Source organism: Winslowiella sp. 2C04, assembly GCF_050037805.1.
In the GTDB taxonomy this organism is placed as follows: domain Bacteria; phylum Pseudomonadota; class Gammaproteobacteria; order Enterobacterales; family Enterobacteriaceae; genus Erwinia; species Erwinia toletana_A.
The window spans coordinates 786,857-799,878 of sequence record NZ_CP188300.1 but is presented as its reverse complement, the minus strand read 5'-3'; the positions used below and the strand labels follow the sequence as shown (position 1 = coordinate 799,878).

The window sequence follows — 13,022 nt, the reverse complement described above, 5'->3', positions numbered from 1 at the left end:
GCCAGTGGGTAAGATTACGACACCTGTTTAAATCTCATGCGGTTTAGCCCGGCGATCAGCAACGGCATCAGCAGTAAGCCAATACAGCTGGCCGCCAGCGTCAGCAGTGCAAAGAAACCTGACCAACCGTAATGCTCCAACACCTGCGCCAGCGGCCATCCCGCCAAGGCCGCCCCCAGATAGGCAAATAACCCAAGAAAACCGGTGACGGTTCCCGCAGCGTCTTTGTGACAATATTCGGCCGCCGCCAGACCAATCAGCATTTGCGGGCCAAAGATAAAAAATCCCAGACTAAAAAAGCACATCGACAACAAACCGTAGTGGTGTACCGGAGCCAGCCACAAGGCGGTCATGCTGAGAAACAGCCCAAAGGCAAACAGCAAAATCATTGGCGCACGCTGACCGCGAAACAGCAGATCCGATCCCCATCCGGCGAACAGCGCCCCTATCAGCCCGCCAAGTTCGAACAGTGATAGCGTGGCGTTCGCCCCCAGCAGCGAGACGCCGTGGCTTTCCGCCAGCCAGATATTGCCCCAGTCATTCAGTGCTATCCGAATCAGATAAACCAGCACGTAGGATGCCGCCAGCAGCCAGATAGTGCGGTTTGCCAGAATCGCCTGGCGCAAAATCGTCCGCATGCTCATGGGTGGGCTGTGCTGCTCCTGCCATAACTCCAGCGGATCGCGTCGCCAGTTGCCGACGGTAGGCAATCCCTGCGTCACCGGTTTGTCACACAACTGCCAGCACAGCCAGATACCTAACAACATTCCGGTGACACCCGGCACCAGCAGCGCCGCCTGCCAGCCATACGCGGAGGCGAGAAACCCTGACAGTAATGGCACCAGCGCGCCGCCCATGGTGATCGAGGTATTCCAGCATCCCCACCAGAAACCACGCTCATTGCGTGAATACCAGCTGGTGAGCAATTTGGCACACGGCGGCCAACCCCATCCCTGAAAAAAGCCGTTCAGCGTCCAGACAATCAGCAGTGCGCTCCACGAGTGGCACAGGGTAAACACCACATTCAGCATCCCGGTGATAAACAGTCCGGTGCCCATAAACCAGCGTGCCGAAGTTTTATCACTGATGATGCCGGAGAAAAATTTTGACGCGCCGTAAACCAGATAAAACAGCGTGCCCAGCAGGCCGATATCGGCTTTATCCAGCCCCAGTTCCAGCTGCATCACCGGCATCGCGTAACTGACGCTTTTACGCGTCAGATAAAAAGCCGCGTAGCCCACCACCATCGAAAGCAGCAGTCGCGGACGCCAGTAGCGATAAACTGCGCTAATCTGCTGTTCAGTCAGGGCCGTTGTCGACATGCGCTCCTCCGGGGTTGAGGCGAGTATAGGGAACAGGCTGAGGGTGGGGATGAGACAAAGTAGGAGGGCACTAAGACTTATTCCTGGTTAAGTCGTTATTTGACTCAGTTTTGTGGGCAAGTTAACAATTATGCGCGTTCCCTGCTGCTGCGATATCTGCCAGTCGCCGCCCAGCGCGCGCACTCGCTCCTCAATACCGCGCAGACCAAAACCACTGCCGGTATTCGCCGTGACGCCAATACCATCGTCACTGACCACCAGAGTAATCAGCTGATTATCTTGCGTCAGGCTGACGCTAACCCGCCGCGCCTGCGCATGCTTGCTGATATTGTTCAGCAGCTCCTGCACCACGCGATAGAGGGTAAAGGTCAGGGTTTCATCCTGCGGCGCATCGCACAACTGATAGTCGAGCCGGAAATCGACGCCCTGCTCAGCAAACGAGAATTCCCCCGCCAGCTGGTGCAGCGCTTTATCCAATGCCATTTCATCCAGCACCGGCGGTCGTAACTGCCGCAGCAGCTGGCGCGTGGTGTGGTGAATACGCTGCGACAAATCGCCAATCTGTCCGGCGGCCTGCTTCGCCGCCGTGGTATCAGCGGTGCGCCTGACCAGCATCGCCTGAATCTGGATGGCAGTGATATTCTGGCCAATTTCATCGTGCAGTTCGCGCGCTATCGCTTTGCGCACCGCCTCTTCGGTATCGACCAGCTGTGCCATCAACTGGCGACGTGCCTGCAGCTCTTTTTCCAGCTGCTGACGATAACGCTGTAAGTGCTGCGCCAGCTGCTGCTGACGGCTGACGGCAATTCCCAGGCCAGTACCGAGCAGCGCCTGGGTAGAGAGAAACAGCTCCAGCTCGCGCAGATCGTGAAAGGCACCGCTCGCTTGCCGCGTCAGTGTAATTAATACGCTACCGAGGATCGCCGATAATACCCCACCCTGCCAGCCAAACTTATAGGCCATAAATACGTTGGGCAGAAACACCAAAATCAGCAGCAGGCCTTCCATCTCCGGCGCGACAGCCACCTGAATACTGACGCCTATCGCAAAAAATACCGAGCACCAAATCAGCAACGAGGTTCGCAGTGGCGGATCTGGCATGCGCTGAGCCAGCATATCGCTGAGGTGTTGTTGTCGCAGATATTCATAAATCAGATAGCTAAACGGCGTGAGCAGGATGCCGCCGGTAAACGAGGCCAGCAGCGTTTGCGTTACGCCCTCCTCCAGCCACGGGCCAATAACTCCCCCTTGCAACAGTGCATTAGCGGTCACCGCTGCCAACAGCACCGTCAGCCGCTGCCAGTAGAGAGTATAGTAATGCCAGACGCGCTGACTGAGCCAGGCGGGCAACAGACTGAGTAGCGGCGACAGCAATATCAGCGGCTGCGTCAGTAGCTGCTCAAATAACAAGGCGATCAGCATCACCGCTTCAACCAGCAGCATGGGTAGCCAGTAGCGGCGCGGTAACAGAATCATCAATGCCAGGTGCAGCCCCTGCGGTAACAGCATCACCGCCTGCTGCTCGTTCTGGCTTAAGTAAAAACTGATAATCCACAGCGCCAGCCAGCTGAGGGCAAAAAATAGCGACAGGAATAGTGAGAGGACTAACTGGCGGGAGCGCGGCATCAGTGACCGCTCAGCAACTGATGCTGCAAGGCAAAGTGGACCAGCTCAACGGTGGTCGCACACTGCAATTTTCCCAACACGTTAGCACGATGCACGTGCACGGTTTTATGGCTCAGGTCGAGCTGACCGGCTATCGCTTTTACACTTAGCCCGTTGACCAGCAGCTCGAACACCTCTTTTTCACGCGGCGTCAACTCTGCCAGTTCCTGCGGTATTTGCGTGGTTTGACGCAAAGCACGCAGCGCATCAGCACAGAGATACAATCCCCCTACACTGACGGTACGCACTGCCTGCACCAGCTCTTCCGGACCACAGCGTTTGGTCAGATAACCACTGGCACCCGCGTCTACCGCGCTTTGAACAAAGGCACTGGAGTCATAAATACTGAGAATAATTGCGCGAAAACCAGGGCGATGATGACGCAACCGCTGTAACAGGCTGAGACCGCTCTCTTCTGGCATCGCAATATCCAGCACCACCACGTCAATAGCATCACGCAGTAAATGCGGCCACGCCTGCGGCGCGCCAGAAAATTGCCCCACCACCTGAATATCATTTTCCAGCGACAGCAGTTGAGCAAAGCCGGAACGCACCACTACATGGTCATCGACCAACGCCACGTTAATCATAATTAGTCACACCACTGTCATATTTCTTTGCATCATGCGTCGGAAATGTCTGACTGGCAAACTAACAACAGGAAATTGCAGAGAGGTTAACAAATTGTGATGAAAGCGCGGAGACAGAAACAGATCCAGCTTGTCGCGACGCTAGTTAGCGCCACGGATTCAACAACGGCGCATGCATTCCGATAAAATCTTTAGTATTGCGCGTTATCACCGTCATGCCATGAACCATTGCCGTGGCAGCAATCATAGCATCAGCCTGTGAACGTTGATCCGGCACGTGCAGATTCGCGCAGTATAAGGCTACGGCTTTATCGCACGGGTGGTTTCAAACTCGATATCTTGCGACGCTGGCATTGATAATGCTTCAACCAGTGACTTGCGGCTACCTGAAAGCCGGATAAAGTCATGATAAGTCATCAGAACATGCTCTGGCTTACCGCGCATGGTGATGTAAACCGGGCCTGATTCCGCCGCTTTTTTCGCACTGGAGACGTCCTGATTAAAGTGACGGCTGGTATAAGTGATCGTCATAATGCCTCCTTTAAGTAGGTATGTTGCTACATTTTTAATCTACTTAAGTCCGGTTAAAAAACAATGGCTAAAATAGCAGCAAAAAAAACGGCCAGCATTAGCTGACCGTTAATCTTGCGGCGTACTACCCAATTATTTATTGGTTGGACGCAGCGCCGGGAACAGAATCACGTCACGAATCGTATGGCTGTTGGTAAACAGCATCACCATACGGTCGATACCAATCCCCAGTCCGGCTGTCGGTGGCAAACCGTGCTCCAGCGCCGTGACATAGTCTTCGTCGTAGAACATCGCTTCATCATCACCGGCATCTTTTGCATTAGCCTGCTGGGCAAAACGCTCAGCCTGATCTTCTGCATCATTCAGCTCGGAGAAGCCGTTACCGATTTCACGACCACCAATAAAGAATTCAAAGCGGTCGGTGATTTCCGGATTGTCGTCATTACGACGCGCCAGCGGTGAAACTTCAGCCGGATACTCAGTGATAAAGGTCGGCTGAATCAGATGGCTTTCAGCAGTCTCTTCAAAGATCTCAGTCACCACGCGGCCCAAGCCCCAGCTCTTCTCGATTTTAATACCCAGAGAAGCTGCGATAGCCGACGCTTTTTCCATATCATCAAGATCGGCCAGATTGGTTTCCGGACGATATTTCAGAATCGCTTCTTTCATCGTCAGTTTTTCAAACGGTTTGCCGAAATCAAACTGTTGATCGCCATACGGCACCACAGTGCTGCCCAGCACGTTCTGCGCCAGGGTGCGGAACAGACTTTCGGTGAGTTCGATCAGATCTTTGTAATCCGCATACGCCATATAGAGTTCCATCATGGTGAACTCTGGGTTATGACGTGGAGAAATACCTTCGTTGCGGAAGTTACGGTTAATCTCGAACACGCGATCAAATCCACCCACTACCAGACGCTTCAGGTACAGTTCTGGCGCAATACGCAGGTACATATCAATGTCCAGCGCATTATGATGAGTGATAAACGGACGCGCAGAAGCACCGCCTGGAATCACCTGCATCATTGGCGTTTCCACTTCCATAAAGTCACGTCCCACCATGAACTGGCGAATACCGGCCATGATCTGGGAACGCACTTTGAAAGTGTTACGTGATTCGTCGTTGGCAATCAGATCGAGATAACGCTGACGATAGCGGGTTTCCTGATCGGCCAGGCCGTGAAATTTATCCGGCAGCGGACGCAGTGCTTTGGTCAGCAAACGCAGCTCGGTACAGTGAATCGACAGCTCACCGGTTTTGGTTTTGAACAGCTTACCGCGTGCGCCAAGGATGTCGCCTAAGTCCCATTTTTTGAACTGCTCGTTGTAGTGACCTTCTGGCAGATCGTCACGCGCCACGTACAACTGAATGCGGCCACCGACGTCCTGCAAAGTCACAAATGACGCTTTACCCATAATGCGGCGCGTCATCATTCGGCCAGCAACACTGACTTCGATATTCAGCGCTTCCAGCTCTTCGTTCTCTTTGCCGTCGAATTCAGCGTGCAGTTGGTCAGAAGTACGATCGCGGCGGAAATCGTTCGGAAACGCCACGCCGTTTTCACGCAGCGCACCCAGCTTTTCGCGACGCGCTTTCAGTTCGTTGTTAAGCTCAACTGCGGCATCAGCAGCGCCCTGCGGTTGTTGTTCAGACATGTCGGTTCCTTATAACCCTGCTTTCAAACTTGCTTCAATAAATCGATCCAGATCGCCGTCGAGTACCGCCTGGGTATTACGTGTTTCCACCCCGGTACGCAGATCTTTGATGCGTGAATCATCAAGAACGTAAGAACGAATCTGGCTGCCCCAGCCGATATCGGACTTGTTATCTTCGAGCGCCTGTTTATCAGCATTTTTCTTTTGCATCTCAAGCTCATACAGTTTCGCTTTCATCTGCTTCATCGCTTGATCTTTGTTCTTATGCTGAGAACGGTCGTTCTGACACTGAGTCACGGTATTGGTTGGCAAGTGGGTAATACGTACCGCAGATTCCGTACGGTTTACGTGCTGCCCGCCCGCGCCGGATGCGCGATAAACATCGATGCGCAGATCGGCCGGATTGATTTCGATATCGATATCATCATCCACTTCCGGGTAGATAAACGCAGAGCTGAACGAGGTATGACGGCGACCGCCGGAGTCGAACGGGCTTTTGCGCACCAGGCGATGGACGCCAGTTTCAGTACGCAGCCAGCCAAAGGCGTAATCGCCACTGATGCGTAATGTGGCGGATTTAAGACCGGCCACATCACCATCTGACTCTTCGATCACTTCAGTTTTAAAGCCTTTGGCTTCTGCCCAGCGCAGGTACATACGCACCAGCATACTGGCCCAGTCCTGGGCTTCGGTGCCGCCGGAACCGGCCTGAATATCGATATAGCAATCAGCGCTGTCATACTCACCAGAGAACATGCGGCGGAATTCCAGTTCGCCCAGCTTTTTCTCCAGCTCGTCCAGTTCGCTAACGGCTTCATTAAAGGTGTCTTCATCGTCTGCTTCAACTGCCAGTTCCAGCAGGCCAGCAACATCTTCCAGCCCCTGAGACATCTGGTCCAGAGTGGCAACGATGGCTTCTAACGAGGAACGCTCTTTTCCCAGCGCTTGCGCACGTTCGGGTTCGTTCCAGACATCAGGCTGCTCTAGTTCTGCGTTGACTTCTTCAAGACGTTCTTTCTTCGCATCATAGTCAAAGATACCCCCGAAGAACGCCACTGCGCTCGGTGAGATCCTGAATACGGTTTTTTACCGGATTTATTTCAAACATAGTTTAAGAATCTTTATTTAGGAATGTCTGTAATGTAACGGGGCAGTTTAACTGAATTGTCGTGCAGTTTGTAGCACAGATGCGCGGTTTCAGCCCGGGCATTGGCATCTGAAAGGCATACGGGCTGCAAACCTTTGATACAGACGGCGAGAACACCGCCTGTATCAAATAACCGGGTTATAACGGCCAGAGATGTTCGATAATCAGCTGCACATTGCGATTGCCGCGAAACTCGTTCACATCAAGTTTATAGGCCAGCTCAACCTGTTTAACACTGGAATCGGGCCATAGCGCGGTGTCGATATTAAACGCGATACCATCCAGTAACGGACCACCGCCCAGTGGCTCAATCATCACTTTTAAATGACGTTCGCCCACCAGACGCTGCTGTAACAGCTTAAATTTGCCGTCAAAAATCGGCTCCGGAAAAGCTTGCCCCCACGGACCCGCTTCGCGCAGTAATTCAGCGGTGGCTAGCGTCAGTTCCTGCGGGGCTAATTCGCCATCGGACCAGATAACGCCCTGTAGCATCTCAGCATCCAGCCACTCACCCACCAGTTCGGCAAAGCGCTGACTGAACTCCTCAAAACGCGCCTCTTCCAGCGACAAACCGGCCGCCATTGCGTGGCCGCCAAATTTCAGAACCAGACCCGGATTCAGCGTATCAATCCGCTCTAACGCATCGCGCATATGCAATCCTGATACCGAGCGGCCTGAGCCTTTCAGCGTGCCATCACCGGCTGGCGCAAAAGCAATCACCGGGCGATGAAATCGCTCTTTCAGTCGTGAAGCGAGAATTCCCACCACGCCCTGATGCCACTCCGGATGATACATGGCAATACCCAGCGGCAGTGCATCGCTGCTGCGTTCCAGCTTGTCACACAGCACCAGCGCTTCAGACTGCATTGCCTGTTCGATGTCTTTGCGGTCTTGATTCAGTGCATCCAGCTCATGTGCCAGCATACGGGCCTGCGCCGGATCTTCACTTAACAGCAGCGCCACGCCAACCGACATATCATCAAGACGTCCTGCCGCATTGAGACGCGGGCCGAGGGCAAAACCGAGGTCGCTGGCGGCCAGCTGGCGTGCATCACGATTAGAGATTTCCAGCAGCGCACGTATTCCAGGGCGACATTTACCGGCGCGGATACGGCTGATTCCTTGCCACACCAGAATGCGGTTATTGGCATCAAGCGGCACTACGTCGGCAACGGTTCCTAACGCGACTAAATCCAGCAGTTCGGCGAGATTAGGCATTGCTGGCCCCCGCTCAAACCAGCCAAGTTCGCGCAGATGCGCACGCAGCGCCAGCATCAGATAGAACGCGACCCCAACACCCGCCAGCGAGCGTGACGGGAAGGTGCAGTCAGTAAGATTGGGGTTAACGATCGCTTCGGCATCCGGCAACACTTCACCCGGCAAATGGTGATCGGTGATCACCACCGGAATCCCTCGCTGATGCGCGTCGCTAACGCCGGTCAGTGAGGAAATACCATTATCGACGGTAACAATCAGTTCCGCGCCGCGTGCCGCCGCCTGCGCCACCACTTCCGGACTCAGACCGTAGCCATCCTCGAAGCGATTGGGCACCAGATATTCAATATTACGCCCGCCCATACTGCGAAGCGCCAGCACGGTAAGCGCGGTGCTGGTGGCACCATCGGCATCAAAATCGCCGACGATCATGATGCGCTTATTGTCCACCAGCGCCTGATGCAGAATTTCAACCGCGCGCTGAATACCGCTGAGTGACTGATAAGGGAGCAGATTTTTAGCGCCGCGTTCCAGTTCACTGGCTTGCTGCACGCCACGATGGGCATAGAGACGTTGTAGCAGTGGATGAAGTTCCGCCGGTAACTGCGCCTCGCCCGTCGCCTCACGGCGACGGAGTTGAGTAGGTTTATTCACTGAAACTTAGCCACCACGCTTCTGGCTATCAAGCAACTGCTTCATCTCTTGCGGCCCCTGATAACCCGGCACCATCATGCCGTTTTCCAGCAGAATCGCCGGAGTACCCTGAATGCCGTACAGCACGCCGAGTTTGTAGTGTTCATCAAGGTTGATGTCACAGCTGGCAGGTGAAATATCATCACCCTTCATCGCTGCATCCAGGGCTTTCTTACGATCGGCAGTACACCAGATCGACTTCATCTGTTTTTCCGTCGGGCTGTTCAGCCCCTGACGCGGGAACGCCAGATAGCGCACGGTAATTCCCAGCGCGTTATAATCTGCCATCTGCTCATGCAGCTTGCGGCAGTAACCACAGGTGATATCGGTGAAGACGGTAATCACGTGCTGCTCTTTTGCCGCCTTGTACACGATCATCTCTTTCGCCAACGCATCCACTTTTTTCTCCAGCAGCTGGTTAGTCACATTGACCGGCTGCGCGCCGCTGACGTCATACAGCGGGCCCTGAATAAAATGTTTGCCGTCGTCGCTGACATACATTACGCCGCTTTCCGTCAGGACAGTTTTGGTGCCCGCCAGCGGAGAGGGTTGAATCTCAACTTGCTCTAAACCCAGTTTTTTTAATGACTGCTGAATCGCCGCATCATCGGCGTGGGCAACACCCGTGACTGATGCAATCAGTAATGACATCAGCATAAAACGCTTTTTCATATTAATCCTTTCTTCTCACTCTCTATCCTGCACCTCAGGCGCGCGGATGGTGCTTTTGATGTAATTGACGCAGACGCTCGGTGGCGACATGGGTGTAAATTTGTGTAGTCGATAAATCGCTGTGGCCTAAAAGCATCTGTACGACACGCAAATCGGCACCGTGGTTCAGTAAGTGGGTGGCAAAAGCATGTCGCAACACGTGCGGAGACAGTTTTTCGCTGTCTATAGCGGCCAGCGTCGCATAATATTTAATTCGGTGCCAAAAAGTTTGGCGCGTCATGTGTTGAGCACGGTTACTGGGAAACAGGACATCACCGCTCTGACCATTCATCAGCCACGGGCGTCCATACTCGATAAATTGCTCAATCCAGTGCACCGCCTCTTCTCCCAACGGCACCAGTCGCTCTTTGTTGCCTTTACCAATCACCCGCACCACACCCTGGCGCAGACTGACATCGCTCAGGTTTAAGCCTACCAGTTCTGAAACGCGAAGTCCGGTTGCATACAGCAATTCCAGCATCGCTTTATCACGCAGTTCAATCGGCTGCTCGGTGCCGGGTGCCTGCAACAGCCGTTCAATCTGGGCCTCCGACAGGTCCTTAGGCAAACGCTGCGGCAGCTTCGGTGAGGAGAGCAGCGTACTGGGATCGTCATCGCGCTGCTTTTCCCGATAAAGGTACTGAAACAGCCGACGCATCGCACTGAGTAAACGAGCCGAACTGCTGGCTTTATAGCCGCCTTCCAGCCGTTCCGCGAGGAAAGATTGCAAATCAATTGCCTCAGCATTGAGCAGACTGCGTTGGTGGTGCTCCAGCCATAGCGCCAGCGCCTGCAAATCGAGGCGATAAGAGGCCAGTGTATTCTGCGCAAGGTTGCGCTCAATCCATAGCGCATCCAGAAATTGCTCGATCAAATCGTTATCTTGCACGGTTACCTCATCAGTGTGCATTCGTGCTCATTATGCCTGATCCTGCGCCTCTTCTGATACAATCGGCCTAATTGTACTAAGAATGAGCTTTCCTGGCATGAAAATTGGTCTTTTCTATGGCTCCAGCACCTGCTATACCGAAATGGCAGCGGAAAAAATTCGTGATTTTATCGGTGAAGAACTGGTTACTCTGCATAATCTGAAAGATGATTCGCCAGCGCTAATGGAACAGTATGACCTGCTGATTCTCGGTATTCCGACCTGGGATTTTGGTGAATTACAGGAAGACTGGGAAGCGGTCTGGACTGATATCGCCAGCCTTAACCTGCGCGGCAAAATCGTTGCGCTGTATGGCATGGGCGATCAGTTTGGCTACGGCGAGTGGTTTCTTGACGCGCTCGGCATGCTGCACGACTTGCTGACGCCGATGGGCGTGAGATTTATAGGCTACTGGCCGCTTGAGGGTTACGAGTTCACCAGCGCGAAACCGCTGACCGCTGATGGTAAGCAGTTTGTTGGCCTCGCGCTGGATGATGTTAACCAGTACGAGGTCAGTGACGAGCGTATTGAACAGTGGTGCGAGCAGGTGCTGACTGAAATGGCTGAGCTGCTGTAACAGCCCGCCCAGCCCTGTATTACTGCGGCTTAACTGACGCGCAACCGGGAGAATTACCCTACCCGTTGATTTTGCGCGTCAGTAACAGTATCGGCTTACTCATCATCCCTGCCCTTACTTAACAAACACTGGCGCAGCTGACGCCACGAAGCTTCATCCATGCTGTCACGCAGCAGCCACAGGCGCTCCCGCTTTCCGCTATTATCACGTAATGTCAGCAGCAAAGCCGACCCTATACGCCAGGGACGTCGGGTAATCATCCACTCCTTGTGACGCCAGCGTAAGCGGCGCTCGGTTAACAGCGCGATTGCCCCTTCGCGACGACGAATGCGCCGCTGGCTGCGCACGCTCTCCAGCACCACCAGCGTTAACAGCACAATCCAGACAACAGTATAAGTTGGTGGCCACGGTGCCAGTAACAGCAGCAGAATAACCACCCCATGCAGCAACAGTGAAACCCACTGAGCTTGCCATGAAACGCGTAGATCAGATTGCCACTGGACCACGTTGTTGGTTTCTCTGTTGAATCAGTTGCACCATGCGTTTCAGCTCGGGATCGGCAGGTTCGCCATGGTTCATCAGCCAGTTAAACAGGTCGGGATCGTCACTTTCCAGCAGGTGAATAAACACTTGCTTGTCGGTGTCGCTCAACGAGTCATATTCATACTCAAAGAACGGCATAATGGAGATGTCCAGCTCACGCATACCGCGACGGCATGCCCAGTGAATTCGCGCTTTGTTGTTAATATCCATTTTTTAATCATCAGTTAGCTAAACATGGGCGCTAGTTTAGCGCTTTTTTAACAAAATGCGCGATACGCAAATTTTGCCATTCCGGCTTAACGCGCAAAGCACTGCTACAAGATGCAGGGTTAACACGCGTTTTGTGCGTCATCTTCAGAAAACAGGTTGCAAAGCACAGGTGCTCTTTTAACATGAGAAGCATATTGATGGCTTTTGGACACCCTTTTCAGGATATAACTATGCCAACCTTTACTTTACCGCCGCGTCAGCCTGTTGCCTCAGCGCGCTTGCCGCTGACGCTGATCTCGCTGGAAGATTGGGCGCTGACTACCGTGCAAGGTCAGGATCGCGTCAGTTATCTGCAGGGGCAGGTGACACTTGATGTCGCCGCACTGGGTTCTAACCAGCATCTTCTCTGCGCGCACTGCGACGCAAAAGGAAAAATGTGGAGCAACCTGCGCCTGTTCCATCGTGGCGAAGGTTTTGCCTATATTGAGCGACGCAGCGTGCGTGAAAACCAAATCACCGAGCTAAAAAAGTATGCGGTGTTCGCCAAAATCACCATCGAAGCGGACGACCAGTCCGTGTTATCCGGTGTGGCGGGGTTTCAGGCGCGTGCAGCGCTGACCGGCCTGTTTGACCAGCTGCCAGATGCTGAAAATCAGGTGGTGCAGCAGGGTGACAGCACGCTGCTGTGGTTTGCCCATCCTGCCGAGCGTTTTCTGCTGATTACCAGCGCGGAAAAAGCGCAGGAAATTCAGCAAAAGCTGGCCGGTGAAGCGCAGTTTAATGACAGCGCACAATGGCTGGCGCTGAATATCGAAGCGGGTTTACCGATTATCGATGAGAAGAACAGCACTCAGTTTATCCCACAGGCCACCAACCTGCAGTCGCTGGATGCCATCAGCTTTAAAAAAGGCTGTTACACCGGCCAGGAGATGGTGGCTCGCGCCAAGTTCCGAGGAGCCAATAAACGTGCGCTTTACTGGCTGGCGGGCAATGCCAGCCGGGTTCCGGAAGCGGGCGATTCGCTGGAGATGCAGCTGGGAGAAAACTGGCGTCGCACCGGCACAATTCTGGCGGCCATTCAGCTGGATAACGGTGAGGTGTGGGTGCAGGTGGTGATGAATAACGATCTTGATGCCGATACCGTGCTGCGCGTTCAGGGCGATGAAGGCGGTAAGCTGGCAATTCAGCCGCTGCCTTATACCATCGACTAATTCATTCATCAGGCGAGGCTGCC

At 53.7% G+C, this 13,022-nt stretch carries 13 protein-coding genes; 2 read left to right on the top strand and 11 right to left on the bottom strand.

The annotated features are described in order from the left end of the window. Positions 1 to 14: 14 nt before the first annotated feature. The 9 genes from uhpC to xerD all read right to left on the bottom strand — a co-directional run bounded on the left by uhpC (position 15) and on the right by xerD (position 10,440). Complete coding sequence (gene uhpC, locus ACP3TC_RS03450) at positions 15 to 1,322, bottom strand: MFS transporter family glucose-6-phosphate receptor UhpC (protein WP_313853544.1); 1,308 nt, start codon at positions 1,320 to 1,322, stop codon at positions 15 to 17. An 87-nt stretch (positions 1,323 to 1,409) separates the two neighbouring features. Beyond that, positions 1,410 to 2,948, bottom strand: coding sequence for an MASE1 domain-containing sensor histidine kinase (locus tag ACP3TC_RS03445; protein ID WP_313853545.1), 1,539 nt, complete (start codon positions 2,946 to 2,948; stop codon positions 1,410 to 1,412). Beyond that, positions 2,948 to 3,577 carry a response regulator transcription factor gene (locus ACP3TC_RS03440; protein WP_313853547.1) on the bottom strand — a complete coding sequence of 210 codons (630 nt, stop codon included), beginning with the start codon at positions 3,575 to 3,577 and terminating at the stop codon, positions 2,948 to 2,950. Before ACP3TC_RS03440 ends, ACP3TC_RS03445 begins: the two co-directional genes overlap by 1 nt. A gap of 300 nt (positions 3,578 to 3,877) precedes the next feature. Further along, positions 3,878 to 4,108, bottom strand: a complete 231-nt coding sequence (locus ACP3TC_RS03435; protein ID WP_313853548.1) for a type II toxin-antitoxin system Phd/YefM family antitoxin — start codon at positions 4,106 to 4,108, stop codon at positions 3,878 to 3,880. Positions 4,109 to 4,240: 132 nt separating this feature from the next. Beyond that, positions 4,241 to 5,764 (bottom strand): lysine--tRNA ligase, encoded by a 1,524-nt coding sequence (gene lysS / locus ACP3TC_RS03430; protein WP_426817527.1) that lies wholly within the window; start codon positions 5,762 to 5,764, stop codon positions 4,241 to 4,243. Positions 5,765 to 5,773: 9 nt separating this feature from the next. Beyond that, positions 5,774 to 6,872 (bottom strand): peptide chain release factor 2 gene (gene prfB, locus ACP3TC_RS03425; RefSeq protein WP_313853552.1). Its coding sequence is split into 2 segments (ribosomal slippage): positions 5,774 to 6,796 and positions 6,798 to 6,872, totalling 1,098 coding nucleotides; the frame shifts between segments, so codons are not numbered across the junction. 177 nt (positions 6,873 to 7,049) lie between these two features. Further along, the gene (gene recJ / locus ACP3TC_RS03420) at positions 7,050 to 8,780 is read right to left on the bottom strand and encodes a single-stranded-DNA-specific exonuclease RecJ (RefSeq protein ID WP_426817526.1); all 1,731 of its coding nucleotides are present in this window, start codon (positions 8,778 to 8,780) and stop codon (positions 7,050 to 7,052) included. Between the two features lie 6 nt (positions 8,781 to 8,786). After that, a complete protein-coding gene (gene dsbC, locus ACP3TC_RS03415; protein ID WP_313853556.1) occupies positions 8,787 to 9,491 on the bottom strand; it encodes a bifunctional protein-disulfide isomerase/oxidoreductase DsbC in 705 nt (234 codons plus the stop codon). 34 nt (positions 9,492 to 9,525) lie between these two features. Next, positions 9,526 to 10,440: a site-specific tyrosine recombinase XerD gene (gene xerD, locus ACP3TC_RS03410; RefSeq protein ID WP_313853558.1), complete on the bottom strand. Its 915-nt coding sequence runs from the start codon at positions 10,438 to 10,440 to the stop codon at positions 9,526 to 9,528. Positions 10,441 to 10,516: 76 nt separating this feature from the next. Here xerD and fldB point away from each other — a divergent pair, with 76 nt between their 5' ends. Next, positions 10,517 to 11,035 carry a flavodoxin FldB gene (gene fldB, locus ACP3TC_RS03405; RefSeq protein WP_313853559.1) on the top strand — a complete coding sequence of 173 codons (519 nt, stop codon included), beginning with the start codon at positions 10,517 to 10,519 and terminating at the stop codon, positions 11,033 to 11,035. A 95-nt stretch (positions 11,036 to 11,130) separates the two neighbouring features. Here fldB and ACP3TC_RS03400 read toward each other — a convergent pair whose 3' ends face one another. Further along, positions 11,131 to 11,541 (bottom strand): protein YgfX, encoded by a 411-nt coding sequence (locus ACP3TC_RS03400; RefSeq protein WP_313853560.1) that lies wholly within the window; start codon positions 11,539 to 11,541, stop codon positions 11,131 to 11,133. Then, entirely contained in the window at positions 11,522 to 11,788 is a 267-nt protein-coding gene (gene sdhE, locus ACP3TC_RS03395; protein ID WP_052899472.1) for an FAD assembly factor SdhE, read from the bottom strand. Before sdhE ends, ACP3TC_RS03400 begins: the two co-directional genes overlap by 20 nt. 230 nt (positions 11,789 to 12,018) lie before the next feature. Here sdhE and ygfZ point away from each other — a divergent pair, with 230 nt between their 5' ends. Then, positions 12,019 to 12,999 carry a tRNA-modifying protein YgfZ gene (ygfZ, locus tag ACP3TC_RS03390; RefSeq protein ID WP_313853563.1) on the top strand — a complete coding sequence of 327 codons (981 nt, stop codon included), beginning with the start codon at positions 12,019 to 12,021 and terminating at the stop codon, positions 12,997 to 12,999. Positions 13,000 to 13,022 lie beyond the last annotated feature (23 nt).